This window comes from Pseudomonas brenneri (assembly GCF_007858285.1).
Classification (GTDB): domain Bacteria; phylum Pseudomonadota; class Gammaproteobacteria; order Pseudomonadales; family Pseudomonadaceae; genus Aquipseudomonas; species Aquipseudomonas brenneri.
Genome location: NZ_VFIL01000007.1, coordinates 43,154 through 69,904, shown reverse-complemented (window position 1 = coordinate 69,904; position 26,751 = coordinate 43,154). Strand labels below are relative to the sequence as shown.

General features: G+C 59.9%; 28 protein-coding genes. 12 read left to right on the top strand and 16 right to left on the bottom strand.

What is annotated here, in order from left to right; translation table 11 throughout:
* Positions 1 to 86 precede the first annotated feature (86 nt).
* Both FJD34_RS16630 and FJD34_RS16625 read right to left on the bottom strand, forming a co-directional pair.
* The gene (locus tag FJD34_RS16630) at positions 87 to 617 is read right to left on the bottom strand and encodes a hypothetical protein (RefSeq protein ID WP_032857288.1); all 531 of its coding nucleotides are present in this window, start codon (positions 615 to 617) and stop codon (positions 87 to 89) included.
* Positions 614 to 1,528, bottom strand: a complete 915-nt coding sequence (locus FJD34_RS16625) for an NAD synthetase (protein ID WP_090291300.1) — start codon at positions 1,526 to 1,528, stop codon at positions 614 to 616. Before FJD34_RS16625 ends, FJD34_RS16630 begins: the two co-directional genes overlap by 4 nt.
* Before the next feature lie 187 nt (positions 1,529 to 1,715).
* Between FJD34_RS16625 and FJD34_RS16620 the strand changes: the two genes are divergently transcribed.
* Positions 1,716 to 2,204: an Hcp family type VI secretion system effector gene (locus FJD34_RS16620; protein ID WP_065944362.1), complete on the top strand. Its 489-nt coding sequence runs from the start codon at positions 1,716 to 1,718 to the stop codon at positions 2,202 to 2,204.
* A gap of 61 nt (positions 2,205 to 2,265) precedes the next feature.
* Here the strand turns inward: FJD34_RS16620 and FJD34_RS16615 are convergent, their stop codons facing one another.
* From FJD34_RS16615 to FJD34_RS28080, 4 genes are all read right to left on the bottom strand, one after another.
* Positions 2,266 to 3,102: a 5'-nucleotidase, lipoprotein e(P4) family gene (locus tag FJD34_RS16615; RefSeq protein WP_090291299.1), complete on the bottom strand. Its 837-nt coding sequence runs from the start codon at positions 3,100 to 3,102 to the stop codon at positions 2,266 to 2,268.
* A 351-nt stretch (positions 3,103 to 3,453) separates the two neighbouring features.
* Positions 3,454 to 3,963 (bottom strand): hypothetical protein, encoded by a 510-nt coding sequence (locus tag FJD34_RS28700; protein WP_308425989.1) that lies wholly within the window; start codon positions 3,961 to 3,963, stop codon positions 3,454 to 3,456.
* Positions 3,964 to 4,029: 66 nt separating this feature from the next.
* On the bottom strand, positions 4,030 to 4,668 hold the full coding sequence (locus FJD34_RS16605; protein WP_032857280.1) for a helix-turn-helix domain-containing protein: 639 nt from the start codon (positions 4,666 to 4,668) through the stop codon (positions 4,030 to 4,032).
* 5 nt (positions 4,669 to 4,673) lie between these two features.
* On the bottom strand, positions 4,674 to 4,835 hold the full coding sequence (locus FJD34_RS28080) for a hypothetical protein (protein WP_167360822.1): 162 nt from the start codon (positions 4,833 to 4,835) through the stop codon (positions 4,674 to 4,676).
* 170 nt (positions 4,836 to 5,005) lie between these two features.
* On the opposite strand from FJD34_RS28080, the gene FJD34_RS16600 reads away from it, so the two are divergent.
* The 6 genes from FJD34_RS16600 (at position 5,006) to FJD34_RS16575 (ending at position 12,641) form a co-directional block, all read left to right on the top strand.
* Positions 5,006 to 7,138, top strand: coding sequence for a TonB-dependent receptor family protein (locus FJD34_RS16600; protein WP_032857276.1), 2,133 nt, complete (start codon positions 5,006 to 5,008; stop codon positions 7,136 to 7,138).
* Positions 7,139 to 7,247: 109 nt separating this feature from the next.
* Positions 7,248 to 7,790: a sigma-70 family RNA polymerase sigma factor gene (locus FJD34_RS16595; protein WP_090291298.1), complete on the top strand. Its 543-nt coding sequence runs from the start codon at positions 7,248 to 7,250 to the stop codon at positions 7,788 to 7,790.
* Complete coding sequence (locus tag FJD34_RS16590) at positions 7,787 to 8,734, top strand: FecR family protein (RefSeq protein WP_090291297.1); 948 nt, start codon at positions 7,787 to 7,789, stop codon at positions 8,732 to 8,734. The genes FJD34_RS16595 and FJD34_RS16590 overlap by 4 nt, the downstream gene beginning before the upstream one ends.
* A 102-nt stretch (positions 8,735 to 8,836) precedes the next feature.
* Positions 8,837 to 11,314, top strand: a complete 2,478-nt coding sequence (locus FJD34_RS16585; RefSeq protein WP_032857270.1) for a TonB-dependent siderophore receptor — start codon at positions 8,837 to 8,839, stop codon at positions 11,312 to 11,314.
* 183 nt (positions 11,315 to 11,497) lie between these two features.
* The gene (locus tag FJD34_RS16580) at positions 11,498 to 11,827 is read left to right on the top strand and encodes a hypothetical protein (RefSeq protein ID WP_032857268.1); all 330 of its coding nucleotides are present in this window, start codon (positions 11,498 to 11,500) and stop codon (positions 11,825 to 11,827) included.
* 565 nt (positions 11,828 to 12,392) lie between these two features.
* Positions 12,393 to 12,641, top strand: coding sequence for a DUF1652 domain-containing protein (locus tag FJD34_RS16575; RefSeq protein ID WP_032857266.1), 249 nt, complete (start codon positions 12,393 to 12,395; stop codon positions 12,639 to 12,641).
* Between the two features lie 3 nt (positions 12,642 to 12,644).
* On the opposite strand, the gene FJD34_RS16570 is transcribed toward FJD34_RS16575, so the two are convergent.
* Complete coding sequence (locus tag FJD34_RS16570) at positions 12,645 to 13,007, bottom strand: NUDIX hydrolase (RefSeq protein ID WP_032857264.1); 363 nt, start codon at positions 13,005 to 13,007, stop codon at positions 12,645 to 12,647.
* 140 nt (positions 13,008 to 13,147) lie between these two features.
* Between FJD34_RS16570 and FJD34_RS16565 the strand changes: the two genes are divergently transcribed.
* The 3 genes from FJD34_RS16565 to FJD34_RS16555 all read left to right on the top strand — a co-directional run bounded on the left by FJD34_RS16565 (position 13,148) and on the right by FJD34_RS16555 (position 15,209).
* Complete coding sequence (locus tag FJD34_RS16565) at positions 13,148 to 14,116, top strand: Gfo/Idh/MocA family protein (protein ID WP_032857263.1); 969 nt, start codon at positions 13,148 to 13,150, stop codon at positions 14,114 to 14,116.
* 107 nt (positions 14,117 to 14,223) lie between these two features.
* Positions 14,224 to 14,862, top strand: a complete 639-nt coding sequence (locus tag FJD34_RS16560; protein WP_090291296.1) for a ribonuclease T2 family protein — start codon at positions 14,224 to 14,226, stop codon at positions 14,860 to 14,862.
* 107 nt (positions 14,863 to 14,969) lie between these two features.
* Complete coding sequence (locus FJD34_RS16555) at positions 14,970 to 15,209, top strand: DUF465 domain-containing protein (protein WP_032857259.1); 240 nt, start codon at positions 14,970 to 14,972, stop codon at positions 15,207 to 15,209.
* A gap of 145 nt (positions 15,210 to 15,354) precedes the next feature.
* On the opposite strand, the gene hglS is transcribed toward FJD34_RS16555, so the two are convergent.
* From hglS to FJD34_RS16540, 3 genes are all read right to left on the bottom strand, one after another.
* Positions 15,355 to 16,725 carry a 2-oxoadipate dioxygenase/decarboxylase HglS gene (hglS, locus tag FJD34_RS16550; RefSeq protein WP_065944357.1) on the bottom strand — a complete coding sequence of 457 codons (1,371 nt, stop codon included), beginning with the start codon at positions 16,723 to 16,725 and terminating at the stop codon, positions 15,355 to 15,357.
* Between the two features lie 180 nt (positions 16,726 to 16,905).
* The gene (locus FJD34_RS16545; protein ID WP_032857254.1) at positions 16,906 to 17,220 is read right to left on the bottom strand and encodes an SCP2 sterol-binding domain-containing protein; all 315 of its coding nucleotides are present in this window, start codon (positions 17,218 to 17,220) and stop codon (positions 16,906 to 16,908) included.
* Positions 17,221 to 17,276: 56 nt separating this feature from the next.
* On the bottom strand, positions 17,277 to 17,987 hold the full coding sequence (locus FJD34_RS16540; RefSeq protein WP_090291295.1) for a histidine phosphatase family protein: 711 nt from the start codon (positions 17,985 to 17,987) through the stop codon (positions 17,277 to 17,279).
* Between the two features lie 193 nt (positions 17,988 to 18,180).
* On the opposite strand from FJD34_RS16540, the gene sohB reads away from it, so the two are divergent.
* Positions 18,181 to 19,203 carry a protease SohB gene (gene sohB / locus FJD34_RS16535; RefSeq protein ID WP_032857249.1) on the top strand — a complete coding sequence of 341 codons (1,023 nt, stop codon included), beginning with the start codon at positions 18,181 to 18,183 and terminating at the stop codon, positions 19,201 to 19,203.
* A 71-nt stretch (positions 19,204 to 19,274) separates the two neighbouring features.
* Here the strand turns inward: sohB and FJD34_RS16530 are convergent, their stop codons facing one another.
* Positions 19,275 to 20,816 carry an MFS transporter gene (locus tag FJD34_RS16530; protein WP_090291294.1) on the bottom strand — a complete coding sequence of 514 codons (1,542 nt, stop codon included), beginning with the start codon at positions 20,814 to 20,816 and terminating at the stop codon, positions 19,275 to 19,277.
* Positions 20,817 to 20,966: 150 nt separating this feature from the next.
* Between FJD34_RS16530 and FJD34_RS16525 the strand changes: the two genes are divergently transcribed.
* The gene (locus FJD34_RS16525; protein ID WP_065944354.1) at positions 20,967 to 21,842 is read left to right on the top strand and encodes a LysR family transcriptional regulator; all 876 of its coding nucleotides are present in this window, start codon (positions 20,967 to 20,969) and stop codon (positions 21,840 to 21,842) included.
* Positions 21,843 to 21,852: 10 nt separating this feature from the next.
* Here FJD34_RS16525 and dhaL read toward each other — a convergent pair whose 3' ends face one another.
* The 5 genes from dhaL to FJD34_RS16500 form a co-directional block, all read right to left on the bottom strand.
* Positions 21,853 to 22,500: a dihydroxyacetone kinase subunit DhaL gene (gene dhaL / locus FJD34_RS16520; RefSeq protein ID WP_090291293.1), complete on the bottom strand. Its 648-nt coding sequence runs from the start codon at positions 22,498 to 22,500 to the stop codon at positions 21,853 to 21,855.
* 3 nt (positions 22,501 to 22,503) lie between these two features.
* Entirely contained in the window at positions 22,504 to 23,505 is a 1,002-nt protein-coding gene (locus tag FJD34_RS16515) for a dihydroxyacetone kinase subunit DhaK (protein WP_032857240.1), read from the bottom strand.
* A 156-nt stretch (positions 23,506 to 23,661) separates the two neighbouring features.
* The gene (locus FJD34_RS16510) at positions 23,662 to 24,777 is read right to left on the bottom strand and encodes an MDR/zinc-dependent alcohol dehydrogenase-like family protein (RefSeq protein ID WP_032857238.1); all 1,116 of its coding nucleotides are present in this window, start codon (positions 24,775 to 24,777) and stop codon (positions 23,662 to 23,664) included.
* A 26-nt stretch (positions 24,778 to 24,803) separates the two neighbouring features.
* Positions 24,804 to 25,559, bottom strand: coding sequence for an SDR family oxidoreductase (locus FJD34_RS16505; RefSeq protein ID WP_090291292.1), 756 nt, complete (start codon positions 25,557 to 25,559; stop codon positions 24,804 to 24,806).
* A 148-nt stretch (positions 25,560 to 25,707) separates the two neighbouring features.
* A complete protein-coding gene (locus FJD34_RS16500) occupies positions 25,708 to 26,718 on the bottom strand; it encodes a substrate-binding domain-containing protein (RefSeq protein ID WP_032857235.1) in 1,011 nt (336 codons plus the stop codon).
* Positions 26,719 to 26,751 lie beyond the last annotated feature (33 nt).

Below are 26,751 nucleotides of genomic sequence, written 5' to 3'. Positions count from 1 at the left end.
TCAGTGCATTTACCCGGCAGTTCAAGGCGTTGACCGGCTTTACGCCGCGTCAGTATCGCCAGGCGACGGCTGTGTAACCCCTGGCTCTACCACCACTTCCATTTGCCTTGTTTTTTGAGGGTGACGACTCTCTCTTCACGCTTATTGCGGATTTCAACCATCTTTTTGCGCATTTCCTTGCACCGGTTGCTGTTGAGAATCAGCAGGCCTGCTAGCGGCCCAACGAGCGCCATGAGGTAAAGGTAAAGGCTTGGGCGATAGATGATTGCCGGAAGAGATATCAGCAGGCACGTGAAGTAAATTCCGGTACTTATCCAAACCCAATGAGTTCGACCGGACAGAACTTTGAATTTAGCGATCGTAAATATCAGGCCCGACCCCAGGCTACCGAAAAAAAATATCTGGGAGAGCAGAACCGTTGGGAGTGTAGAGAGGTAGGTCACCGTTACTAAGACGGTGGTTATAGCAATCGAGAAGCACCCGACAAGGAGGTCGCCCCCTATAACCGGCATATAACGTTTGAGGAGTGGCCATGGATCTTCAATAAAAAAATTGGAGTCGTAGAGCGTTTTCCGGCCTTTCGACTTTTTCAGGTCTAGTCTCCTTTGCCGGCTCATGGCATTACTTCTTCATAGATGCCAATAGCTAATGTGTTGATGTTCCCAGACATTGCGCTGCTGCCCAAGCCAAGGGTTGCGGCCATGGCGTCTCGAATATGGCTTGCGGTGGACGCCTGGATTTCTGTGGTACTGATGCGTTTTGGTAGACTTCCTGTGGCCTGTTTTAACTTGAGTAGTTTCGGCGTCAACCGTGGATCCTGAATTTTGAGCAACTCATTATTCAGTTTTATTCGTTCCTGTCGGGTAAGCCCTCTGAGCGCTTGGCGCAGGGATTTTCCGGTTGCTTTTGTGGTCATGTTGACCACCTTCATTGTGGTCAAAGCTGATGCCGCAATGCCCAGCACGGCAATGCCATCCAGTATATTCATCACGGCCTGGTACCAGGCTTCGCTATCTAGAGCATCATTAAGTGTTGGTGCATAAGCTTCAATTCCTGTTCTAAGGGCTCCAGCAATACACTGAGTGGTGCTTGCTACTGCCGCCGCCTGCCCAAGAAAAGAAATCACCGCACTGGTTCCGGCAGTGAACGGCATCAGAATAAAGCCACTCGTAATCACTGCCCAACTGAGCAGCGCACCGGCGCATGTCATTGCTGTATTCAGTGCGAGCGCGGTCAGTTCCGATTGCCGAGGCTCATGCTCCAGCATCCGCTTGAACTCTGATGGCCCGACATGTCGGGGCGCCTCACGTAACACCAGCTTTTTTGGCAGTACACTGCAAATAGGCTGGAACTCACGCAAGGTGACTACGTTGAATTGAGCATCTATATAGACAACTCCCGCACCGATCAGCTGCGGGTCTGCATCAATAGCGAAGAACAGTCGGCGCAGGTCAACGCTGCCTTCAATCTGTTGACGTGTGATGCGATGGGCTGAAGGAAACCCATCTCTGAGCGGGGACGAAGTCATTCCTTAACTCCTGGCTTTCATGAGGCCCGTGAGATTAAAGATGCGTCGTCGTGGATGAATGTCAGAAAAGTTCCTTTATGCTGAAAGGTGCTTCCCATATCGATTTTGGTGTCTTGCAGGCGCCATCCTGAATAGGAAAAGGTGCGCTCCTTGCCGCTACCGGCGAACACCAGGACAGGGAGTAACTATGGCAACTGACATGTTTTTGAGGTTGGGAGATATCAAGGGTGAATCACGGGACCAGATGCATCGTGATGAAATCGAGATTACCCACTGGGCCTGGGGCCTGTCCCAATCGGGCTCCATGCATAGCGGTACGGGGGGCGGATCAGGCAAAGTCAACGTCGCTAACTTGAACCTCAAGAAGGCCCTGGATAGATCCACGCCTAACCTGATGATGGCCTGTGCCAGCGGCACACATTATCCAGAAGCGAGACTCGTGGTGCGTAAGGCTGGCGGCCCCAATTCGTTGGAGTATCTGGTCATTGTGTTGAAGGAAGTCATGGTTACTTCCTATGACGTGCGTACTGACGATAACAGCGATATTTTGTATGAGAGTCTCGCGCTGAATTTTGCCAAGGTGGAAGTGAGTTACCAGCCTCAAAAAGCAGAAGGCGCAAAGGACGGAGGGCCGGTGAAGTTTGGCTGGAACATTCGCGAAAATATTAAAAACTAGAGTTACGGAGCAGCTTTGCTCTGCGGCAAGAGCCGGCAAGCCGACTCCTATATAAAGCGGGTTATTGCTGCAACTGCAGGGCCTCACGCTTGAAAAAGCGCTTCTGCGCAAACGGTATCTCTTCGCGGTCGCCATAGGGCGCGCTGTACCAGTTGCCGTAGGTAGGATTGGGCAGCAGGAACCAGCGCTGGCCGAACCAGCCCGCATAGGGTTCGACCGCCCGACGCTGGGCGGCCAGGGTGTTGTGTTCGGCCTGGACGAAATCCCCCAGGGAATCACCGGCCATCAACAGCACTCGCGCCTGGCTGGCGACCCATTGGCGTCGGCAGTTCTTTCCGTAGCCCGCTTGTTCGCAATGGCCGGTCGGGGTGGCGGCTGCCAGCACCTGTTCATTGTTTTCTATCGGGAAACCGCGCAAACGCAGGTTGTCGACGGTGGCCTGGACCTGGCTGTGCTCACGGTTGGTCAGGTAATACACCTTGATCCCGCGTTGCTTGGCCGCCTGCAAAAACGCCACGGCGCCGGGCAGGGCCTGGGCCTTGGCCTGGTCGACCCAGGTGTTCCAGCGGTCATAGGAGTAGACTTGGTTGTTGACGATGTCCCGGGCATTGAGCGGCACGTTGTCCAGGAGGGTTTCATCGATATCGACGATCACCGCCGGCGGCAGGCCGGCCAGGTTGCGTGGGGCAAAGGGCAGGGCGTCCCAGTCCTTGGTGGCCAGGGCCACGTCGAGCTGGCGGGTGGCGTCGGCGAACACCTGGCGATAGATCAGCTCATGCTCGATGGAGGTCTGGGTCCACAGCACTGCATCCAGTTGGTCGTTGGCGGGTGGGCGCTGTTGGCAGCCCATCAGTACCGAAGAAAGCAGGCATACGCCGGCAACATTCATCAGACGCATAAAAATAGTCGGCCTTAAAAAAATGGCGATAGTGGAACGACGATCGAGCTCCGCACAGTACCGCAGTATTGCGCGCCAGCCTGCATCAGGCGCTTATTTTCACAAGGGTTAGATCGTTTATTTCCTTATCGAAGGTACATAGCACTCCAGTGAATATCCATCGCTGCTATTTTCAGGTCGCTGCATCGGGAGTGGATGCAATAACAAGCATTTGTCTGCTCCCACGCTTTTACAGTCTGTCTTAAATGATAATCGGACGGTCTGACGTCTATTTCTGCTGCTCGGCCAGCGTCTTGCACCGCCGTGTGTCATCTCTAGAATCGGCCCCAGAATTTAGTCCTTTCCTGTCGATTACGGAGTTTCGAACATGATGAATGCCATGCAGATGCCAATGAACAACGCGATGCCGATGATGCCGATGATGGGCATGCCGATGATGATGGCCACCATGCAGTGTGAAATGACCGGTGATGCCATGATGTGCACGATGAAACCGGCAGCCGGCATGGACATGGCGATGTTCAAGAACAACGCCGAAATGATGGTGATGATGATGAACTGCGGCATGCCGATGATGATGCAGTGTGCCAATCTGTCGATGATGTGCATGTCGCAAGACACCATGGCCATGATGAACAACATGCCGGCGATGAACATGCCGATGGGGATGTCGATGCCGATGATGAAGTGCGTCATGGAATGCACCCTGCAAGCCGATGGCATGACCTGCAAGATGATGCCGATGCCCGGTATGAGCATGGTGATGATGGACAACTGCTGCATGCTGATGAAGAAAATGATGAATGACTGCGCCATGCCGATGATGATGAGTTGCAACGGCATGCCGATGATGTGCTGCACCTGCTGACAGGCTGTTCGCGGGCATGAAAAAGCCCCGCCTGATTGCTCAGGCGGGGCTTTTTGCGTTCAGTCCAGGCGTTCGGGGTGGATGATGACCAGGAACGCCAGCGCATCGCTGTCTGCCGGGTTGCGGTAGCGGTGGGGCTGGTCGGCATAGAACAGAATCGAGTCGCCGGTGGACAGCAAGTATCGCTCCTCGTTGACGCTGACTTCCAGCACGCCCTGAGCGACCACCAGGTTTGCCTGGATTCCTGGCCTGCGGCCTTCGCACACCTCTTCACCGCGCGCGCTCAGGCGTATCTCATAGAACTCCGACTGGCGTGACATGTCGTCGGGAAACAATGCACGGCTGACGAACGTACCATCGGCACTCACCAGGCGTTTGCTGTGGTGGGCGGGGAGCAATTCAACCCCTTCGAACGAGCGGTTTTCCAGGAACGCCGCCACCGATACTTTCAGGCCCTTGGCGATTTTGCACAGCACCTTGATCGACGGCACACTTCGTCCGGACTCGATTTGCGCGAGCATCGCCCGGCTTACTCCACAGGCGCGGGCCAGCGCATCCAGGGACAAGTAACGTTTGCTGCGCAGGCGCTGCAGGTTATGCGCGACGCACTGGCTGATGGCATCGTCGTCGCGGGTGGCGCAATCCTTGGGTTGAGCGGTGGGAGGCAGCCGTTCGGGAAGGGCCTGGAGAAAACTCATCGGCCTTATGCCCGGCGTGTATCGCTGGATGCGTTACTGGTCTGCAAGGTGAATCCCGACAGCCCGGCACGCGCCGCGTACATTGCCCACATCAGCTCGGCCGCTGCACGTGCCTGGCGGCGCTTGCGGTGGAGGGTGAAATCAATGACGTTGGCGGATATCGACATGGGGCAGTCTCGGGTGACGGTGGTGACTCGGTTGCTCCACATTACTGCGTGCAGCTTATTTCCTTAAATACTGAGTTAGCATTTATTAATTCTATTTTGGACTTAAAAACAGACGTGACCTACCGTACCCCTGGTTCTTCCAACGCTTGAACTTTTCCAGGATTCGGCCCATGCGCCTGCGACAACCTTTGCTGCTTCTTCCTTTCGGCGTCGCCCTGACATTCAGTCACCTGGCCCAGGCCCAGGAGGCACTGCAGCTGGCGCCGCTGCAAGTCACCAGCAGCGAGCTGAGCGAAGGTGAGGCGGCCCAGGCGCAACTGCGGCAGGTGCCCGGTGGGACCAATTACATTGACATGGCCAGCGTCGAGCAGGGGCGAGTCAGCAGCAACGAAGATGTACTCAAGTACCAGGCCGGCATCTACGCCAAGGCGGCGAACAACGAAGGGGTGAAAATCTCCATTCGCGGCTCGGGCATCAACCGTGGTCCCGGCAGCCACGCCTCCGGCCTGTATGAAACCATCGACGGCCTGCCACTCACCGGCCCCGGCGGCACACCTTACGAACTCAAGGACCCGTTGTGGCTCAGCCGGGTCGAAGTGCTGCGCGGCGCCAACGGCTTTGACCGGGGCGCACTGGCCCTGGGTGGTGCGGTCAACTATGTGACCCACACCGGCTACGATGCCCCCAAGTTGCGCGTGCGCTACGAAGCTGGCAGCCATGGTTACGCCCAGCGGGAAATCAGCTCCGGGCAAGTGCTGGGCGATGCTGACTACTACATCAGCCTGACCGACTCTGACTACGATGGCTTCCAGCAACAAAGCGCCGGCAGTGGCAAGGGTGTGGCGGCCAACTTCGGCTACCGATTCAACCCGGACCTGGAAACCCGCTTCTATTTCCGTTACCGCGAAACCGCCAACGACAGCCCCGGCAAACTCACGCGCGAGCAGATCGAGCACAGCCCGCGTAGGGCCAATGCCGTCAACCTGGCGCGCGACTCCAAGCGCTTGCAGCCGGGGTCTACCTGGATCGCCAACAAGACCACATTGCAGTTGGACGATAACTCTCGGGTAGAGGCTGGGCTGGTCTACCACGATTACCCCATGGACCTGCGCGAAGGCACCAACCGGTTGAAGGTGGCATACACCGATATCAGCGGCACCTTGAATTACATCCGTCAGGACACGCTGCTGGGGCGCGACAGCAAGACCATCGTCGGCCTGCGCACCACCCAGGGTTTGCCCAATAACGGTGTGTCCGAGTACGTGCGTGTACCCGCCGGCACCACTGCTAACTTCACTCCCGGCACCAAGACCCGTGACTACAGTTACCTGGGCTCGGATACGGTGTTGCACGTGAGCAACGACCTGGAGCTGTTGCCCGACCTGTGGCTGACCACCGGCCTGGCGGCGATCTACACCCGCCGCGAAACCGAAGTCACTTATCCCGACACCCGTGCCCCCTTGAGTACCCACGACTGGGACTACGCCCCGCGCGTGGGCCTGCGCTATGACTTCAACCCGCAGTTGCAGGTGTATGGCAACTTGAGCCGTTCGGTCGAGCCGCCGCATGCCTGGTCGATGATCTGGGGTTCGAACAAATTCTTTGCGAAAGACTCTGGCAGGCCGGAGGCGGGCCTGACCCGCGAAGGCGTGGAACTGCAAAACCAGACCGCCACCACCCTGGAACTGGGCGGGCGCGGCGAAGCCTGGTTCGGCCAGTGGGACCTGGCGTTGTATCACTCGCTGGTGCGCCATGAACTGCTCAGCGTCGAGACCCAGGCGGCCACGCTCAACAGTTCGCAGGTGGTTGCCGAGTCCAATGCCAGCCCGACCATCCACCAGGGCCTGGAACTGAGCCTCACCAGCCCGCTGTGGGACGGTGGTAATGCCGGCCGCCTGGCCCTGCGCCAGGCCTACACCTTCAGCAACTTCCACTACCGCGACGACCCACGCTTTGGCGACAACACGCTGCCTGGCATCCCCAAGCACTATTACCAGGCGCAGTTGCGCTACAGCCATCCCAGCGGTTTTTTCAGCAGCCTCAATGGTGAGTATTCCTCGCGGGTGGCGGTGGACTATGCCAACTCCTACTACGCGTCAGCCTATGGCTTATTGGGCGCCACCGTTGGTTACGACGCACCGAAACAGGACTGGCAAGCCTGGGTCGACCTGCGCAACCTGACCAACCAGCGCTACGCCAATACCGTGACCCCGGGTTATGACGATCAGGGCCGTGATATGGCGCGCTCGACGCCGGGCGATGGCATGGGCGTGTATGCCGGGGTTTCCTGGAGCCTGCGTTAAGGCTCCTAAACTTATAGCCAGGCGCCATCGTCGGGCCCTTGCCCTGCTATCGTTTTGCTGTCATCGTTTGCGCGATTGGTAATCTTTCTTGTTTGAGAATTTTTTGCGCATGCATGATTTTCCTGTGGCCGAATGTGATATCGCCCGCCGCCAGCAGACACTCACCGCGCTCTACAGCGACCACCACTCCTGGTTGCACGGTTGGCTGCGCAAGAAACTCGGCTGCTCACAGCATGCGGCGGACTTGGCCCAGGATGCATTCGTACGGGTGTTGTTGCTGGCCGAGCCCCACAACATTCAAGAGCCCCGGGCATTTCTCGCGACCACAGCCGGACGCCTGCTGATTGACGGCGCGCGACGGCGCAAGATCGAGAAAGCCTACATGCAAGCCCTGGCCATCCAATACGAAGACGCCGGCATGCCTGACCCGGCGACCATTCATGTGGCGCTGCAGGCCTTGGAGCGCATTGCGCTGATGCTCGCCGGTCTGTCGGACAAGTCTCGCGAGGCGTTCCTGCTCAGCCGCCTGGACGGGCTGACCTACAGTGAAATCGCCGCCCAGCTTCAGGTGTCGTCCAGCACGGTAAAAAACTACATTTCCAGCGCGCTGGTGCATTGCTACCACACGCTGCACGGCGCCGACCCGCTGTGACATCCACCGAGCAGATTGTCAGTGAGGCGGCGCGCTGGTTGGCGCTGCTCAATGACGAGGACGTCAGCGTTATCGACCGCGAGGCCTTTGAGGCGTGGTGCGAGACCGACCCACGCCATCGGGTGGCTTTCGAGCGCATGCGATCGCTGTGGGGCAGCCTTGATGAACTGCCTGCCGAGCCGGCACGCCTGGCGTTGAATCAGGCCTTTGTTCCACGTAAATCCGGGTACGCCGTGCGAGGTGGGCAAGCCCTGGCGTTGCTGGGTGTGTTGGTTATCGGTTGGCTGGGTATTGAGCAACTGCCGGTGTGGACAGCCGACCAACGTACCAGCGTCGGTGAGCGGCGTCAGGTTGTCCTGGCCGATGGTAGCCAGGTGCAGCTCAACAGCAACTCGGCGCTGGACGTGAAATTCGATGGCCGCCAGCGTGTGATCGAATTGCTCAAGGGCGAGATGTGGGTCGAAGTGGCCAAGGACGCGCAACGGCCATTTATGGTGCGCACTGACCAGGGCACGGCAACGGCACTGGGTACGCGTTTCCTGGTTCAGCGTGCAGTGGACGGCTCGACCGTGGTCACGGTGATCGAGTCAACAGTGGCCGCCAAAGGCAACGACAGCGAAGCGGTGAAAGTGACCGCAGGCCAGCGTGCGATCCTCAAGCAGGGACGTGCACAGCCGGCACAACCGGTCGGCAACAGCGACCCGGCTGCCTGGACCCGAGGCTTGCTCACGGTGGATGATCGGCCGCTGAGCGAAGTCCTGCAGACCCTGGCCAGCTATCGCCATGGCGTGGTGCATTTTGATCCCCAGGCGTTGCAAGGCATGCGTGTGTCGGGTGTGTTCAAGCTCGATGACAGCGACGCGGCGCTGGCGACCCTGGCGGATAACCTGCCGATCAAGGTGGAGTATTTCACTGACCTGATGGTGGTGGTCAAACCCATCTGAGCGGGCTGAAAACACCCATTCAAATAAAAAGGCTGCTCATTCATACCCGATTTCCCGACATGGCCGTCATGGAATATAGAACTCCATTTTCCAGGACCTCTCATGTCACGCTTTGCTCGTCCGTTGCACCCGCTGGCGCTGTCAGTGGCGCTGGCTTTTGCCGCTGTGCCCCTGACCATTCACACGGCATGGGCTGATGAAGGCAGCCATTTCTCGATCCCTGCCGGTGACCTGAGCCAGGCCCTCAACGGCTTTGCCGAACAGGCCGGGCTGGCCCTGGCCTTTGATCCGGCCTTGACCCGCAGCAAGCGCAGCAGTGGCTTGAGCGGGCAGTTGAGCAGCGACGCAGCACTGGCCCAATTGCTGGCGGGTAGCGGTCTACGTGCCCAGGCATTGTCTGCCAAGCGCTACCGCATCGAGCCCATCCCCCAGGCGGACGGTTCTGTGGAGTTACAGGCCACGACCATCAGCGGTGCCTATCAAAGCGAAAGCCCGATCGGCCCGGTATCCGGCTATGTCGCCACGCGCAGCCTGTCCGGCACCAAGACCGACACCGCGTTGATCGAGACCCCGCAATCGATCTCGGTGGTCACCAAGGACCAGATGCGTGCGCAGAATGCCGAGAGCCTCAACCAGATCCTGCGCTACAGCGCCGCGGTCGTCCCGGAAACCCGTGGCGCCACTGCCTCGCGCCTGGACCAGTTGACCATCCGTGGCTTCTCGCCGGTGACGTACCTGGATGGTTTGCGCGTGGCGTCAAGCCGCGATGCCTCGCCGCAAAAGGATGCCTTTGACCTGGAGCGCGTGGAGGTCCTGCGCGGCCCGGCGTCGGTGTTGTACGGCCAGGGCAGCCCCAGCGGTGTGATCAACATGGTCACCAAGCGCCCGCTGGATACGCCGTTCCATGAAGTGGGCGTCGAGTACGGCACCTTCAACAAGAAGCGCACCACCTTCGACCTCAGCGGCCCGCTGGACGAGCAAGGGGTTTATTCGTATCGCGTCGCCGGGTTGTTCGATGATGCCGACGGCCAGGTCGAACACACCGAGACCCGTCGTCAGTCCCTGTCGTCGGCCTTTACCTGGCGTCCGAATGAGGCCACCTCGCTGACCTTGCTCGGGCATTTCCAGAAGGACCCCAAGGGTGCGTCCTACGGTTCGGTCCCGGCCTGGGGGTCGGTGCTGCACAGCCCGCTCGGGCGCAAGATTGATGTGGATTTCTATGACGGCGAGAAAAACTTCGAGAAGAGTGATCGCGAGCATTACTCCATCGGCTATGCCTTCGAGCATCATTTCAACGATGTCTGGACCGTGCGCCAGAACGCCCGCTATATGCGCAGCGAAGGGATCTATCGCAGTATCTACAGCAATAATCTGCAGGCAGATTACCGCACCATGAGCCGCTCGACCATCGCCACCGATGTCGATATGGACGCCTACAACCTGGATAACCAGTTGCAAGGCAAGTTCGACACCGGCCCGGTGCAGCACACGCTGTTGATGGGGCTTGATTACCAGAACACCAGCGTCGATACCAAGGCCGGTTATGGTAAGGGATCGGACCTGGATATCTTCGACCCGGTATACGGCGTGCCAGTGCAGACGCCGGCATTCACCACTGACGCCACGTCTCGCAGCGAGCAGACCGGGGTGTATCTGCAAGAGCAAATGAAATGGGACAAGTGGGTACTGTTGATGGGCGGCCGTTATGACTGGGCCAGTACCGACAACACCACGCTGACCCTCAAGACTGGCGCCAAGTCCAAATCCTCCCTGGACAGCAAAGCCTTTACTGGCCGCCTGGGTGTGGTCTACCTCTTCGATAACGGCCTGGCGCCCTACGCCAGCTATTCCGAATCCTTCTCCCCGCAAACCGGTACCGGCTACGGCGGTTCGGTGTTCAAGCCGACCGAAGGCAAGCAGTACGAAATCGGCATCAAGTACCAGCCGCCAGGCAGCAACAGCTTTATCACCGCCGCTATCTTCGACCTGCGCCAGAACAACGTACCGACCATGGATCCGGACCCCACTCATCTGTGTGGCAGTGGTCGTTGCCAGGTACAGGACGGTGAAGTGCGCTCCCGTGGCTTCGAACTGGAAGGCAAGGCCAGCCTTAACGACAATCTGGATATCACGGCGGCCTATGCCTACCTCGATAACCGCATCAGCAAATCCAACAGCACCGTGCGCTACGCGCCGATCACCGACATTGGCGTAGGCCCGGCCGTACCGACCCAGGGCACCACCACCTATGCTGTACCGCGCCACACGGCCTCGGTATGGGCCGACTACACCTTGCACGACGGCAACCTCAAAGGGTTTGGCGTAGGTGCGGGCGCACGTTACGTCGGCTCGTCCTGGGGCGATACTGCCAATACCTTGAAGGTCCCGGGCTACACCTTGTTTGATGCGGCGGTGCACTACGACATCCCGCACATCAATACCCTGGGCGACAACCTGCGCCTGGCGCTGAACGCCACCAACCTGGCGGATAAAGAGTACGTCGCGTCCTGCTATTCGTACTCGTGGTGCTGGTATGGCTCGCAGCGTACGGTGCAGGCCAGTGCGACGTATCAGTGGTAAGTTGAAAAAACGCCCTGCGTAGCAATGCCGTCTCAAAAGGTCAGTTCATTATCGAGCTGACCTTTTTTATTGCAGCGGGCAAGGGTTTTGCTCAAATGTATCGAGAAGGCATTTTGCTGGCCCCCACGTCGCCAATGTTTCGCCAAAATCACTTTTATTTTCAGGTGGTTAGGTGGGATGCCAATGCGCAACGTAAAAATCACGCTGATTGCCTTGGCCCTGGCGAGCGGGACGACGGTGGCCCAGGGCAAGGCGCTGCGCGAAGGGGATCGGTACATGTGCAGTTGGGGGGCGGGGACGGCGGCCAGGGCCCAGGAACTGAAGTTGGCCGGCGTTTCATTGTATGCGGCGCGGCAGAAGATCCAGCGGTACAAGTTCGACAAGTCCTGGATGCGCATGATGGCCATGGGCATCACCGAGCAGACCTATGACAGCCCTTCGCGACTCAAGCCTACGGCCGTTCGCGCAAGCTTTTATGAAGAGTGCGTGCGTTACAAGTTGGCGCGCAAATAGACACTTGTAGGAGCGGGCATGCCCGCGAAAAACGTCAACGATAACGCGGGGTGTCTGGTCCCCCGCGTTGCTCTCAGGTGCTTCGCCGGCAAGCCGGCGCCTACACAAACGTCAACTGCGTTCATGGATGTTCATTAACCTGATAGTTATTAAGGTTTTAACCTGGCAAGTTTGCAAGTTGCACCAAAAAGTAGCACTGAGGAAGTCATGCTCCATAAAAAATGTGTGGTTATTGAATGACTTAGAGCTGTTTTAATCCGACGAAAGGCTATTAATCAACTTGTTACAAGTTGTCTCGCTGGTTATTATGCCCGGGCGTTCACCTCCCACGGTTTATGCATTTTTAAATCCCAAGTGTCCATCAGCTACTTGGGATTTTTTTTGCCCGGGATTTGACCTTCATACCTGAATGCTCGTGGTTTTTCTGGCGCCAATGCACCAGCGCCGTCGGGGAAAAGTGTGGGGTAGCTAACACTTTCGTAGGATTACTCACACGCGCTGCACAACCTGACCTACCCTGTATGAATCACGTCTATCGCGTCATGTGCGAGCAAGGGTGTCCAGGATGATTCCGATCGTTGAGTTGAGCCGCATCATGGCGTCCGGTTTCGTCCCGCTGTCGTGCGACTGTAGCGTCAACCCCCAGGGTTTTTTGACGATCCGTGTCTTCGAGCCCGAGTCCGGTCGTGTGGACCTGCTGTTGACCGGCGTGTCGCCCCAGGGCCTGGACAGCATCCGTGCCATCTCCAACCTGATCGGCGAACTGCGCACCGAGCTTGCGGCCGGGCGCCGTGGGTTTGCGGCATTCGGCTAGGTATCAGAGCCTGCGCAGAAACGAGCGGACAATCTGTTTGGTGGTATCGGTTGCGTCCAGTTGCTCCAAGGCACTGTAGGCATGCCACTGGCAATCGATGATTTCATTGCAGGGCCTGGCCTGGTCGATGTTCACCACCGAGGCTTCAAACACGTGATGCAGTGTGTCACTGGCCTTTAATTCTTGCAGATACAGCAAACCATCCACGTTCAGCCCGGTTTCCTCTTGCAGTTCACGCTCGGCCGCGCCGACCGGGCGCTCATCGCGCTCGACCTTGCCACCGGGTAATGCCCATTTCGACCTGGCCTTGCGCACGAACAGAATGTGCCCCTCGTGCTCGCAAATCACCGTTGCGCGTATTTTCATCGTCTGTGCCCCGCAGCTAGATGCTTGTCATAAAAGTGTAATGCAATTGTCATGCTGGGTCTTTATGGGGGGAGGCTGGAGGCCGCACAGGAAAACACCGATACTGCCCGACTGAAAGAATACTGATGAAGGAAAGTCAGATGAGCACCATCCGCTGGGGCATGATCGGTTGTGGCAGTGTTACTGAAATCAAGAGTGGACCCGCCTTCTACAAAGCGCCAGGCTCGGCCCTGGTGGCCGTGATGGGGCGGCGCGAGGAAGTGGTGCGCGATTATGCGGCACGCCACGGGATTGCCCGGACCTACACGGATGCCCAGGCACTGGTCAATGACCCCGAAGTGGATGCGGTGTACATCGCTACGCCACCTGACAGCCATCTGGAATACAGCCTGCTGGCGGCTGCGGCGGGCAAGCATTGCTGCGTCGAGAAACCGATGTCGCTGAATGCTGAACAGAGCGCATTGATGCAGCGCACCTTCGAACGCGCCGGGCTGCATCTGTTTGTGTCCTATTACCGCCGCTCCCTGCCGCGCTTCCAGCAGGTGCGCGCCTGGCTGCAAGAGGGGCGCATCGGCGAGTTGCGGCACCTCAGTTGGACGTTGTGCAAGCCGCCGTCGCCGACCGATACCCAAACCAGCAACTGGCGTACCGACCCGACGATTGCCGGGGGTGGCTATTTTGCCGACCTGGCCAGCCATGGCTTCGACCTGTTCCAGTACCTGGCGGGAGATATCGTCGAGGTCACGGGTTACACCGCACATCAGGCCGGGCGCTATGCGGCGGAAGATGCCGTTACCGCCTGCTGGAGCTTCAGTTCGGGCGCGCTGGGGATGGGCTGCTGGAACTTTGTCGCCGACCGTCGCGAGGATCGGGTCCAGTTGATTGGCAGCCAGGGGCGTATCACTTTTTCAGTGTTCGACGAGCAGCCGTTGCAACTGGAAGCCGAGGTCAGCGAGACCCTGCACATTGCCCATCACCCTCATATCCAGTGGCACCACGTGTTGGGCATGAACGCGCATATCCGCGGCGAGAGCGTGCACCCGGCCCTGGCGATCGAGGCCCTGAAGACCGACCGGATCATGGATCGGGTGTTGCAGCGCAAGCCTTGATGCCTGGAGCTGTTGCGCTTTCTGCTGCGCGGCGGCGCGTTGCCTGACTACCCGTTGGGGCGCAGGTTCAGAACACTGGCCGTTCACTTTAAAGAAGGATTAGCTCGATGAAATGGAAAGCCGCCTGGATCGCCCTGTGCCTGGTGTTGGCTACGCAGGCAGGCGCCGCCTCGCGTAACCAGGGGCAAGCCGGCGACTTTGATTTTTATGTGTTGGCATTGTCCTGGTCGCCGACTTTTTGCCTGACCCATCCGCAGGACCAGCAGTGCATCGGCAAGGGTTACGGCTTTGTGCTGCATGGCCTGTGGCCACAATATGCACGGGGCGGGTGGCCAGCCTCTTGCCTGCCGCAGTCACGGTTGTCGGCCGAAGAAATGGCCAAGGGCATGTCATTGTTCGTCACCGAAAAACTGCTCAAGCATGAATGGGCCAAGCACGGCACATGCAGTGGTCTGGAGGCGTCCGACTATTTGGACAAGACCGATGCTGCATTGGGCGTGGTGCAGATTCCGCAGGCGTTCCAGCCCTTCAATGTGCCCGGCCCACTCGCCGCCAGGGACATTGAAGCCTTGTTTCGCGAGAGTAACCCCAGCATGGGGCGCCACGGCATGGCCGTGATCTGCAAGGGCAAGGTGTTGTCGGAGGTGCGGGTCTGCTTGAATAAGGAACTGCGCTTGGCCGGTTGCCCGCAGAGCATCAAGACGCAATGCCGTGGTGGTGAGCTCCGGATTCCTGCGCAGCGCTAGTTGTCTTCTATGTCGGCCCGGGGTATTGACCTTGGGCATGACAAGAGACCCATGGATGGGCTAGTTTCAAGGTGTACCAGTCATTGATTAACTTGCGGAGGTACTTCATGCCAGTGAAACATGATCTTTATCAGGATTTGGGGTTGAGCAAGGAGGATGTCCAGCAGCGTCGGGCAAGCCACCATCGGTTGGATGTATTGCTTACCCAATATGACGTCGCCGACAAGGAGGTATTGGAAGCTGAATCCGCAAGTGCCAATGACGATGATGTGGAGAACCTGAAGAAGAAACGCCTGTTGATCAAAGATAAAATCGTCGAACAACTGGAGCAGACCAAGGGGCATTAGCCAGCGCTGGCAGGCGTCCATATTTGTTCAGAATTGACCAAAGGACAGCCGTCCCGCCACTGCCTATTATCCCAACCGTTCGCCCGACCCTGGGGCACGTTGACTGCGCATGGAATGCGTTGTGGTGTCGGGCGAACTCTATTTTCTAGGTGCGCAGCGCCTGCAGGCAGGCGTCGATCGAGCGCTGCTGGGTGTCTGCATACAGCTGCAACTCATCAATGGTCCGGCGGCCCAGGGCCTGTTCAAATTCAGCCTGGTTGGCGTTGGCCGCGTAGTGACTCTGCGCCGTATCGCCCAGGTTCGACTGGAAAATCCCCGCCGCGCTGACCGGCAGAAAATCCTCGTATACCAAGGGTTCAATCGCCACGTGACCGGCCTCAAGCAGTGCGTCCAGATTGGGTCGCGGACTCTTATCGGCTACGCGGCCCTTGTCGGTCACAAAGTAGCGAAAGAACGCCAACCCTTGTTCGCGCATGTCCCGGTAATTATCCGCAAAAGCCTGGAAGTGCTGTTCCATCAGTTCGCTGTAGCGTTGGGCGTTGGTTTCATTGGGAAAGGCGCCCAGTTCGTCCCTGGCGGCGTTGAGTAACTGGTCGTAGAGCGCCCGGCCTTTGGGCGTCAGGGCCACGCCACGCTGTTCGATCTCGCCAAACCTTGCGCTGTGACTGCCTTTGGCATCGGTAAAGGCAATGGCTTCGTCGAGGGCCTTGAAGCTGGTCTGGCGCAGCAGGATCGGGCATTGGCGGCGGGGTGGGCCTTCGATCACGGCCTTGGGGGTGATGCCTTTGCCGGGCATGTCGGCTTGTACGCGGTCGATGTCCAGGGTGCGCGGGGTCAGGTGATTGATGTGCGGACCCTTGAAGGCCACCACGTCGGCAATCAACCGGTGCTGGTCGCTGAGTTGTTGGTATTGGGCGGCGCTGACCGTGGCGGTGTGGTGCCAGCGAAAGGTTTCCAGGGCCTGCTGGATAAAGGCCTGGGCATCACTGGCATTGAGGCCGCCGTCGGCTTCGGCCTGTTCGATCAGGGCCAGGGCCTGCGGGGTGAAGATCGAGCGCTTGGCCAGGGCGGCTTCGGCAAAGGCCCGCAGTTCAAGGTTTTCGATCAGCTCCAGGCGCAGCAACGAAGTGAAGACCCGGAACGGGCTGGTTTGCAAGGCGCTTTCATGCACTGCGCGAAAGGCTGTGGAATGCACCGGCACGCCAGCTGGGGTGAGGTCGTAGTAGCCCACCGGCTGCATGCCCATCACCGCAAACAAGCGGCTGATGGTTGCCAGTTCAAGGGCGGTGCCCAGGCGGATGGCGCCGTGGCGCTCCCTGTCCAGGCGCTGGATTTCACCGGTGCGCTGCAGTTGCTGCGCCAGGTCGGTATCGTTCGCCAGCACCCGGGCATTGGTTTCGGCCACCAACTCCAGCAACGCGCCATACAGCGGCACTTCCTCGCGGTACATGTCGGACATGGCCCTGGAGAAGTCTTTGCGGATGTCGTCGGGGCTGATATGGCGCGGGGTAGACATAGAAAAATTCCTGGCTGCGATAACGGTGGTATGGGCCGTAAGCCAGATTTTGTTGGGCGTTGCCCGTGGGCGCAAACGAAGATTCCTCTGGACTTCATTCTGCAAATGAATGAGCGCGACAGGCGCAAACAAAAATCCCGCCTGGGCAGGCGGGATTGGTCAATCCAGGGTTGCCCTGGATCAGGCCGGGAACAGCTCGCTCAGCTTCATCGCCAGCATCATGTCGCCTTCGGTGCGCAGCTTGCCGCCCATGAAGGCCTGCATGCCGTCGGTGGAGCCGTCGACGATGCCTTGCATGGTTTCACCGTCCATGACCAAGGTCACTTGGGCGTCTGGGTTCTCGCCTTCTTGCAGTTCGCAAGTATTGTTCTTGACGATCAGCGAGAAGTTCTTGGTGTCGTCGATACGGAAACCGAACACCAGGTCCAGGCCGTCGGCGGCGCTTGGGTTGAATTTGGCTTTCATTGCTTCTACGGCTTTAGCTACGTCAGTCATGGTTCGATCCTTTTATGGGTGGTGCCAGTGACCTTGGGGTCACGGTTGGCCGCAATTCATCGGAAGGTGATGAGCTGCGGCGCCTTCAACAGCTGCAAGTGGGTATGGCTGTTGAAGGAAGCCAGTGCCACTTCGCGACCACGGAACTTCAAGTGGTTGAGCGAAGTGTTGACAATCTGCCAGTTCAGCTCGAAAGCCTGGGCGGCAGGTATGCGGGTAATCAGGTGGAGCAGGGCGGTGATGGTCCCGCCCGAAGTAAATACGGCGATCTTGTGGGTGTTGTTGGCAGTCTCAAGCAGGCGTTGCAAGCCACCGCGGACGCGCTCGACAAACCCCAGCCAGCTTTCCAGGCCGGGCGTGTCGTAAGTCCCGCTCAGCCAGCGCTCGATGATCAGGGCGAAAATGCGCTGGAACTCGCTACGGTTCTGGGGGGCGTTGCGCAGGATCTCCAGGGCTTCGGGCTCGCTGTCGAGCAAGTCCGGGAGCAGGGCGCGGATGATTGCGTCGGCATCGAATTCGTTGAAGGCGCTGTCGATTTCCAGGGGCGGCACCGGCAAGCCTTGGGCGCCGATGGACTCGAAGGCGGCGTTGGCGGTGTGCTGCTGGCGGCGCAGGTCGCCCGACACGCAGCGGTCGAACGTCAGGCCAAGGTCAGCCAGGTGGCTGCCGAGGATCTGCGCCTGCTGCACACCAACGGGCGACAGCACGTCATAGTCGTCTGCACCGAAGGAGGCCTGGCCATGTCGAATCAAATAGATGCTGCCCACGTCCGTTCACCCGGTACGTTGAAAGTCTGGCGAGGTTATGAGGATGCCGGGAAGCTGTCAATGAAAAAACATACGCTTGTTTTAAAAGCTCGTTAGAGGCCCGTCTCAAGGGGTTTCAGCTCTGGCTCCCCGGCGGTCCCGTCGGTATGCTGGGGCGATCCGCGCTTGGCGCACCGTATCTGTAAGGAGTCCCATGGAGTTTCTGGCTGAGTATGCAAGTTTTCTGGCAAAAACCGTTACGTTGGTGGTCGCCATTCTGGTGGTACTGATCAGTTTTGCGGCGTTGCGCAGCAAGGGCCGGCGCAAGAATGCCGGGCAGTTGCAGGTCAGCAAGCTCAATGACTTCTACAAGGGCCTGCGCGAGCGCCTGGAGCAGACCCTGCTCGACAAGGATCAGCTCAAGGCCCTGCGCAAATCCCAGGGCAAGTCCGAGAAAAAACAGAAGAAAACCCCTGAGGCCAAGCCACGGGTGTTTGTCCTGGATTTTGACGGCGACATCAAGGCCTCGGCCACCGAGAGCCTGCGTCATGAAATCACCGCGCTGCTGAGCCTGGCCACGCCCAAGGACGAAGTGGTGCTGCGTCTGGAAAGCGGCGGTGGCATGGTCCACAGCTATGGCCTGGCGTCGTCGCAATTGGCGCGGATCCGCGAGGCGGGCGTGCCGCTGACGGTGTGCATCGACAAGGTTGCAGCCAGCGGCGGCTACATGATGGCGTGTATCGGCGAGAAGATCATCAGTGCTCCGTTTGCCATCCTCGGCTCCATTGGTGTGGTAGCCCAGCTCCCCAACGTCAACCGCCTGCTGAAGAAGCACGACATCGACTTTGAAGTGCTGACCGCTGGCGAATACAAGCGCACCCTGACCGTGTTTGGCGAAAACACCGAGAAGGGGCGGGAGAAGTTCCAGGAAGACCTGGACATTACCCATCAACTGTTCAAGAACTTCGTGTCGCGCTATCGCCCGCAACTGGCGATTGATGAAGTGGCCACCGGCGAAGTCTGGCTGGGTGTCGCGGCGCTGGACAAGCAACTGGTGGACGCCCTGCAGACCAGTGACGAATACCTGGCCACCAAGGCCAAGACCGCCGAGCTGTTCCATCTGCACTATGCCGAGCGTAAAAGCCTGCAGGAGCGGGTGGGCCTGGCAGCCAGCGGCTCGGTGGACCGAGTGCTGCTGGCCTGGTGGAGCCGCCTGACCCAGCAGCGCTTCTGGTAACACGGCCCACTGTAGGCGCGAGCTTGCTCGCGAAAAACTCAAGACCAGCGCGGTCATCCAGCAGACCCGCGTTATCCTTGACGACCTTCGCGAGCAAGCTCGCTCCTACAGGGTGTGGGAATCGGATGCCTCAGCAGCAGGCCCACCACCAGCGCCCCCAGCAGGCTCAACAGCCCCGCCACCCACAACACCCTGCCAAACCCACCGACAAACGCCTGCCATGCCAAGGGTTGCACCAGCCCCTGCGCCGATTCCGGCAGCAGCGCCATGGCCGCTGGCATGTCCCCGGCCACCACCCGCGAGGCAATTCCCGGTACTTGCGCCTGCCATTGCGCACCGAGACTGGCGTGCAGCAGATGCTCGCTATGACTGGCCAGCAGCGCCCCGTATACCCCGATTGCCAACATGATCGCGCTGAAGCGCATGGTCGTGCTCATGCCCGAGGCCATGCCAGCACGGTCCCGCGGCACACACGCCATGATGTTTTTCTGGGTATCGCCATTGAGCAGGCCGGCACCGGCGCCGGTCACTGCAATCGCCAGGGCGAACGGTAGATAACCGCCGACACTCACGGCCCAGGCGCTGAGCAGGTTGCCGCTGCCCACCAGGGCTAGCCCGCTCGCCATCAGGGTGGCCGGGGCGAAGCGGCTGGCCAGGCGTGCGCCGATCCGCGGGCAGATCAGCATGGTCAGGGCAAACGGCAGCATGCCCAGACCCGAGGCAATCGCAGAAAATCCCAGGCCGTTTTGCAGGTAGAACGGCAGCAACGTCATCATCACCTGGGCACAACCGGCATAGGCAAACATCCCGAGCAGCGCGCCGATAAACCGTGGGTACTGGAACAGCTGCAGGTCCACCATCGGCCGGCGTTGCAAACGCTCGACCCACACAAACAGACCCAGCAGGAATGCGCCGCCGAGCAACCGCGCATAGGTCAGCGGGTTGTCCCAGCCGATCCGGTTGGCTTCGATCAGCCCCCAGATCAGGCACAACAGGCTGGCGCTGAAGGTCAGGCTGCCCCAGGGGTCGAGGCGCGCCGATTGGCTGTCGCGCGATTCCGGTATGGCGTGCAGGACCAGCGCCAACAACGCCAGGCCCACCGGCAGGTTGAGGTAGAAAATCCAGCGCCAGCCCATGTAGTGGGTAATCAGGCCGCCGAGGGTCGGGGCGGCGGTCATCGCCACGCCCATGCAGGCGCCCCAGAAGGCCCAGGCCTTGGCCCGTTCCAGTTCATCGTGAAAGGCGTGGCCGATGGACGCCAGGGCTGAGGTCAGCAGTAATGCCGCACCGACACCTTTGACGGCGCGGGCAATATCCAGCAGCAGCACGTTGGGGGCGGCGCCACAGCCCAGGGAGGCGAGGATAAAAATAGCCAGGCCCCAGAGCAGGGTTTTCTTGCGGCCGAAGCGGTCGGCAATGCTCCCGGCCGGCAACAGCAGGGCGGCGAACGCCAGCATATAGGCGCTGACCACCCATTCGATATCGGCGAAATTGGCCCCCAGGTCGCGGGCGATAGTCGGCAGGGTCACGGCGACGATATTGGTGTCGAGGACAATCAGCGAACAGACCCCAGAGGCGGTCAACAGGGTAAGGCGTGGGCTGACCTGGCTCATGGCATGATTACCTGAAAGGCAACAGGCAAGGTGCAATTGACGAACATGATGAGGACTCTCTACTGTGGGCATCCTGTCAGCTTATCGTCGGCGCCCAGTGGTTCTGTTAGCCGAAGCGAAGCACATCATTACCTTTGAGCTAATCCTGCAATGGAAATACGCCATTTCCGCTACTTCCTGGCCGTTGCCCGGCACCGCAACTTCACGCGTGCCGCCGAGCAGTTGGACATTGCCCCGCCCACCTTGAGCCGGCAGATCCAGGATATGGAGCGTGCCTTGGGCACTCGCCTGTTTATCCGCCGCCAGCGCGACGTCAGCCTGACGGAGGCGGGCACTGCGCTGTTGGCCGAAGCCGAGGCCACCGTGCGCCAGTTCGAGTTTGCCCAGCGCAATGCACAGCGCGCCGGGCGTGGCGAGATCGGCCATATCGAGTTGGGTTATGTCGCGTCGGCGGTGTATTCGGGAGTGTTGCAACGGCAGGTCCAGGCATTTTGCGCAGAGTTTGCCGATGTCAGCCTCAGCGTACGGGAAAGCCCAATGGCCCTGTTGCCGGGGCTGGTGGCCGAGGGGCGCTACGACATTGGCTATATTCGCTCACCGATGACCTTGCCCGACGGTGTGGAGGCGCTACGCCTGGGCAGCGAAGGTTTTGTCCTGGCGTTGCCCCAGGGGTCGTGGCTGCTGGGTTTGAAGGCGATCACCTGCGAGCATTTGCAGAACGAGACCTTCATCCTGCCCGAGCAAATCAGCGGCACCTTGCAGGTGGCCGCGCAAGGCGGGTATGCCCCGCGCCTGGGGCCGCAGCCGGGAGGCCTGGTGGCGGTGATTGCCCTGGTGTCGCTGGGGCAGGGCGTGGCGGTGGTGCCGGAGTCGGTGGTGGGGCATGTCAGCCTGCCGGGTGTGCAATACCGCAACATCCAGGGCAGCGATGCCTCGTCGTGGCTGTCGCTGATTTACCGGCGCTTTGAAAAGGCCCCGGCGGTGGCGCGGTATATCCAGCACGTCAAACATAACCCCACTTTGTAGGCGTCGGCTCCTACAGGGTCAGGCGGGGTTGGATCGAGTCTGCCAGTTGCGTGAGGATCAGGCAGCAGGACACCGCCCCGGCATCCAGTACCCCCAGCGAGCGTTCGCCCAGGCGGCTGGCCCGGCCGATCTTGGCCACCAGGTCCTTGGTCGAGTCGCGGCCCTGGGAGGCTGCAGTTTTCATCGCGTCCAGGGCATCACCGAAGGACGCGCCCGCTGCCTGCGCCCGCTCAAACGCCTCCACCGCCGGAATCAGGGTGTCCATCAAGCACTTGTCGCCCACACCGGCTTCGGTGATGTCCTGCAACGAAGTCAGGCCGCCGCGCAGCAAATGGGCGAAGGTGGCGCCATTGATGTCTTCGCAGCCGCGCACCTCGTCGGCCATGCCGATAAACAGGCTGCCATATAGCGGTCCCATGGAGCCACCGATGCCTTCCATCAGGCTCAAGGTCAGTTCATCCAGGGCCTCGGCCAGGGTCAACTGCCGGCCTTCGATGGTGCGGCCGCAATGGGCGAAGCCCTTGGCCATATTGATGCCGTGGTCGCCATCGCCAATCGCACCGTCGACTTCGCTGAGGTACTCACGGTTGGCGACGATCACGCTGACCAGGTCGGCGACAATTGCACTGCCATCGTGGGTAGAAAAATGCTGGCTCATGGTTTATTCCGCCTGGGTCATGCCGATGGAGCGGCAAGGTTGGTCGATCAGGGTTTTCAGCTCGGCATCCAGGCCTAGCAGGGTCAGGGTCACGCCCATCATTTCCAGGGAGGTGAAGTAGTTGCCGACGTAGCAGCGATGGATCTTCAGGCCCTTGGCCTTGAGCTGGCTTTCGACTTCGGCGTAGAAGATGTACAGCTCCATTACTGGCGTCGCGCCCAGGCCCGAGACCAGCACCACCACGCTGTCATCCTGGCTGAAGTCACGGTCGGCGAGGATCGGTGCCAGCATGCGCGCGGCCATGGCGGCGGCGGATTCGATCGGAATCACTTCGATCCCGGGTTCGCCGTGGTGGCCGATACCCAATTCCATCTGGCCGTCGGGGATCTGGAAGTTCGGCTTGCCCACTGCCGCAATGGTGCAGGGGGTCAGGCCGATACCGATGGAGCGACAGTGATCGACGGCCTTCTGCGCGACGCGAATCACTCCATCCAGGTCGTAGTGCTGCGCGGCGGCGGCACCGCCGATCTTCCACATGAAAATCTCCCCGGCCACCCCGCGACGCTTGGCGATATCGGCCTTGGGGGCCGAGGCCACGTCATCGTTGGCGACCACGGTGCGGATCTGCATGTCCTTGCTGGCGGCCATTTTCATTGCCAGCTTCACGTTCATATTGTCGCCGGCATAGTTGCCGTACAGGCAAGCCACGCCAGCCCCATGGTCGGCGGCGCGGAAGGCATCGAAAAAGCTCTTGGCGGTGGGCGAAGAGAAGATTTCGCCGACGGCCACGGCGTCCACCAGGCCTGGGCCGACATAGCCGAGAAACGCCGGCTCATGGCCCGAGCCGCCACCGGTGACGATGCCGACGCAGCCCTGGCTGGAGGGCTTGGCCTTGCTGATCACGCGGGGATTGGTGTCGCTCTGGCGCAGTTCGGGATGGGCGACCAGAATGCCGCGCAGCATGTCCTCGACCACTTGGTCCGGATCGTTGATGACTCGATTCATAACGCGGGTTCCTGTTCTTGTTGTGAGCAACTGACTGTAGGAGCGAGCTTGCTCGCGAAAAACGTTAACGCTAACGCGGGCTGCCTGGATGAGTGCGTCGCCCTCAGGTTTTTCGCGAGCAAGCTCGCTCCTACAGTAAAAAGCGGTTGGGGTGTTTTAGGGTTCGAGCACGACCTTCAAGGATTTGTCCCCACGTTCCATTACCGCAAATGCTTCCTTGAAATCCGCCAATGCAAACTTGTGGGTCACCACGTCGCGCATGTCGATCTTGCGCTTGCCGATAAAGTCGATGGCCCGTGGGTACATGTAGGGGCCCAGGTGCGAACCCAGCACATCCAGTTCCTTGCGGTCGCCAATGATCGACCAATCTACCGTGGCCTCGTCGTTGAATACGCTGAATTCGACGAAGCGCCCCAGCTTGCGCAGCATCGCCAGGCCCTGGTTCACCGCCTTGTGGTGCCCGGTGGCTTCGATATAGATATCGCAGCCATAACCGTCGGTGATTTCGCGGATTTTTGCCAGTACATCCACCTCGGCCGGGTTCCAGACCTCGTCGGCGCCCATGCGCAGGGCCAGTTCGGCGCGTTCGGGTTTCATGTCGAGCACGATCAGGCGTTTGGGGTTACGCATGCGCACCGCGCCGATGATGCCCAGGCCCAGGGTGCCGGCGCCGGCTACCACTACGACATCGTCGAAATCCACATTGGCCCGTTCCGCCGCGTGCAGCGAGCAGGCCAGGGGTTCGATCAGGATCGCCTCGTCTGGCGCGATGGAATCCGGCACCTGGTGGATGATGCCTTCCTTGGTGAAGATCATGTACTGGGCCATGGCGCCCTGGACGTTGTTCTGGAAACCGTAGAGGTCGTGTTTCTGGCACATCCAGTACTGGCCGTGGTTGCAGAAGCGACAACCCCAGCAGGGCACGATCTGCTCGGAAATCACCCGGTCGCCAACCTTCACCCCACGCTTCTCGGCGCCAGGGCCCAGGGCGACCACGCGGCACACAAACTCATGCCCGGGAATCATCGGCGGCTTGACGTAGCGCGGCTGCTCGGCGTCGCCCCAGAACGATGGTGCGCCGCGATAGGTCTTGATATCGCCCATGCAGATGCCGCACAGCTCGACCTTGGTCAGGATTTCGTCGGGGCCGGGTGTCGGGACGTCGACGGTTTCCAGGCGATAGTCTTCCGGGCCGTGGCACACCACGGCCTGCATGGTCTTGGGGATTACCGGGTTGAGTTGTTCGGCGGTACGTTCGGTGGCGGTGGACATGACAAACCTCGCGACGAATAGATGGGTTACTGAATGCTGTAGCCGCCGTCGATCACCATATTGGCGCCGGTGATCATCTGGGCCGCGTCACTGAGCAGGTACAACGCCAGCCCGGCGATTTCATCCGGCTGGGCAAAACGGCCCGCCGGGATCTGCAATTTGGCCCGTTCGCCCACCTCGCCCGCCCAGGCTTTCTTGCCCAGGGCGGTTTCGACGATGGTCGGGGAGATGGCATTTACATTGATGTGCGGTGCCCATTCCATGGCCAGGACCTTGGTCATGCCGACAATCGCCGCCTTGCTCGCGCAATACGCCACGTGCCGGTCCAGGCCGATCACCGCTGCCTGGGAGGCCAGGTTGACGATGCGCCCGCTGCCTTGGGCCAGCATGTATTTGGCACAGGCCTGGGATACGAAGAAGCTGGCCTTGAGGTTGATGTCCAGGGTGATGTCCCAGGCGTTTTCGCTGACGTCGATGGCCTTGTCCAACATCACCACGCCGGCGCTGTTGACCAGGTAGTCCAGGCGCTTGAAGTGCGCGAACACGGAGTCGATGCTGCTCTGCACCTGGTCCAGCTGGCGCAGGTCGACGACGATACCCAGATGCCCGGCGCCGAGGCTGGCGGCGACTTCGGCCACGGCCGGATCACGGTCGAGCAAGGCCACGCGCGCACCGCGCTCCACCAGCAGGCTGGCACACGCCAGGCCAATCCCCGCGGCCCCGCCGGTGATCACGGCGCAGCGGCCACTGAGGTCGAAGGCTTGGTTCCAGAATCCAGACATTGGTTTAACTCCATTCTCAAAAACAGTGGAGATCAAATGTGGGAGCTGGCTTGCCTGCGATAGCATCGACTGGGTAACCCTGATACACCGAGGTGCTCGCATCGCAGGCAAGCCAGCTCCTACACTGGGCTGTATTTCAACTCAATATTTATTTAGTGCCACTGACCTGCTGGTACAGCGCATCCGCATTCGCAGTGGTCACGGGCACCCACGGCAGGATGTAGCTCTTGGCGGTGCCGTCGCCCCATTGCACGTCCTTGGCATAGCGCTCCCAAATCACGGAGCGCGGCTTGTAGTCCTTGCCGGCCAGGGCGCGCAGGGCTACGTCCAGGGCGCCTTGGGATTGCGCCTGGGCGTCTTGCAGGAAGGTGGTGATTTCGTTTCTTTTCGCAGCCTGGATGGCATCCGGCATGCCGTCGATGGACGTCACCGGTACTTCGGTGGGCGTCAGTCCGCGGGACTTCACCGCTTGCAGGGCGCCGAGGGCCATGTCGTCGTTTTGCGCGATGATCCCGGAGATGCCGCCATTGGGATGGGCATTGAGCCAGTCTTCGGTCAAGGCCAGGGCTTCGGCCCGGGACCAGTTGGCGGTCTTCATCTCGATAATCTTGATCTGCGGGTGCTTGTTTAGTACCTCCATCTCGCCCCGTTCCCGGTCGATCTGGGCCGACTGGCCAATCGGCCCCTGGATGATCGCCACATTGCCCTTGCCTTTGAGTTGCTCGACCATGGCCTGGGCCTGGAGCCGGCCACCCTCGACGTCATCGTTGCCCACGTAAGGAATCTTGGGGTCTGCCAGCTTGGCATTGGAGGCAATCACCGGGATGTCTTCGGCCATTGCCCGGGTCACGGTACCGATGCCGGCCTTGGTATCGATGGGGACAAACAGGATCGCATCGAAGCGCTGAGTGATCATGGTTTCGATCTGGTTGTTCTGGGTCAGCGCATCGTAGTTGCCATCGAATACGGTGATTTGCACGCTGCCGTCCTTGACCGCCGGGTGCTCTTTGAGTTCGCGCACCCAGTTCTGCATGAACTGGCCCTTGAGGCCGTAGACGGCGGCGCCGATCTTGTAGGGCTTGCCTTCGGCGGCCAGGGTGATGCTGCTGGCGAGCAGGGTGAGGGCCGCAACGGCGGCAAATGATGTAGCGAATTTCATGATGAGAACTCCGTTTATTGTTGTGGTCGTTCA

Excerpts from the sequence above, each read along its gene's own strand:
- FJD34_RS16545 (WP_032857254.1), bottom strand. The coding sequence starts at position 17,220 with ATGACTGACGTAGCTAAAGCCGTAGAAGCAATGAAAGCCAAATTCAAC.
- FJD34_RS16510 (WP_032857238.1), bottom strand. The coding sequence starts at position 24,777 with ATGTCCACCGCCACCGAACGTACCGCCGAACAACTCAACCCGGTAATC.
- FJD34_RS16555 (WP_032857259.1), top strand. The coding sequence starts at position 14,970 with ATGCCAGTGAAACATGATCTTTATCAGGATTTGGGGTTGAGCAAGGAG.
- FJD34_RS16575 (WP_032857266.1), top strand. The coding sequence starts at position 12,393 with ATGATTCCGATCGTTGAGTTGAGCCGCATCATGGCGTCCGGTTTCGTC.
- hglS (WP_065944357.1), bottom strand. The coding sequence starts at position 16,725 with ATGTCTACCCCGCGCCATATCAGCCCCGACGACATCCGCAAAGACTTC.
- FJD34_RS16515 (WP_032857240.1), bottom strand. The coding sequence starts at position 23,505 with ATGAATCGAGTCATCAACGATCCGGACCAAGTGGTCGAGGACATGCTG.
- FJD34_RS16570 (WP_032857264.1), bottom strand. The coding sequence starts at position 13,007 with ATGAAAATACGCGCAACGGTGATTTGCGAGCACGAGGGGCACATTCTG.
- FJD34_RS16565 (WP_032857263.1), top strand. The coding sequence starts at position 13,148 with ATGAGCACCATCCGCTGGGGCATGATCGGTTGTGGCAGTGTTACTGAA.
- FJD34_RS16600 (WP_032857276.1), top strand. The coding sequence starts at position 5,006 with ATGCGCCTGCGACAACCTTTGCTGCTTCTTCCTTTCGGCGTCGCCCTG.
- FJD34_RS16525 (WP_065944354.1), top strand. The coding sequence starts at position 20,967 with ATGGAAATACGCCATTTCCGCTACTTCCTGGCCGTTGCCCGGCACCGC.
- FJD34_RS16605 (WP_032857280.1), bottom strand. The coding sequence starts at position 4,668 with ATGAGTTTTCTCCAGGCCCTTCCCGAACGGCTGCCTCCCACCGCTCAA.
- FJD34_RS16500 (WP_032857235.1), bottom strand. The coding sequence starts at position 26,718 with ATGAAATTCGCTACATCATTTGCCGCCGTTGCGGCCCTCACCCTGCTC.
- FJD34_RS16595 (WP_090291298.1), top strand. The coding sequence starts at position 7,248 with ATGCATGATTTTCCTGTGGCCGAATGTGATATCGCCCGCCGCCAGCAG.
- FJD34_RS16585 (WP_032857270.1), top strand. The coding sequence starts at position 8,837 with ATGTCACGCTTTGCTCGTCCGTTGCACCCGCTGGCGCTGTCAGTGGCG.
- FJD34_RS16560 (WP_090291296.1), top strand. The coding sequence starts at position 14,224 with ATGAAATGGAAAGCCGCCTGGATCGCCCTGTGCCTGGTGTTGGCTACG.
- FJD34_RS28080 (WP_167360822.1), bottom strand. The coding sequence starts at position 4,835 with ATGTCGATATCCGCCAACGTCATTGATTTCACCCTCCACCGCAAGCGC.
- sohB (WP_032857249.1), top strand. The coding sequence starts at position 18,181 with ATGGAGTTTCTGGCTGAGTATGCAAGTTTTCTGGCAAAAACCGTTACG.
- dhaL (WP_090291293.1), bottom strand. The coding sequence starts at position 22,500 with ATGAGCCAGCATTTTTCTACCCACGATGGCAGTGCAATTGTCGCCGAC.
- FJD34_RS16505 (WP_090291292.1), bottom strand. The coding sequence starts at position 25,559 with ATGTCTGGATTCTGGAACCAAGCCTTCGACCTCAGTGGCCGCTGCGCC.
- FJD34_RS16580 (WP_032857268.1), top strand. The coding sequence starts at position 11,498 with ATGCGCAACGTAAAAATCACGCTGATTGCCTTGGCCCTGGCGAGCGGG.
- FJD34_RS16615 (WP_090291299.1), bottom strand. The coding sequence starts at position 3,102 with ATGCGTCTGATGAATGTTGCCGGCGTATGCCTGCTTTCTTCGGTACTG.
- FJD34_RS16620 (WP_065944362.1), top strand. The coding sequence starts at position 1,716 with ATGGCAACTGACATGTTTTTGAGGTTGGGAGATATCAAGGGTGAATCA.
- FJD34_RS16530 (WP_090291294.1), bottom strand. The coding sequence starts at position 20,816 with ATGAGCCAGGTCAGCCCACGCCTTACCCTGTTGACCGCCTCTGGGGTC.
- FJD34_RS16630 (WP_032857288.1), bottom strand. The coding sequence starts at position 617 with ATGAGCCGGCAAAGGAGACTAGACCTGAAAAAGTCGAAAGGCCGGAAA.
- FJD34_RS16625 (WP_090291300.1), bottom strand. The coding sequence starts at position 1,528 with ATGACTTCGTCCCCGCTCAGAGATGGGTTTCCTTCAGCCCATCGCATC.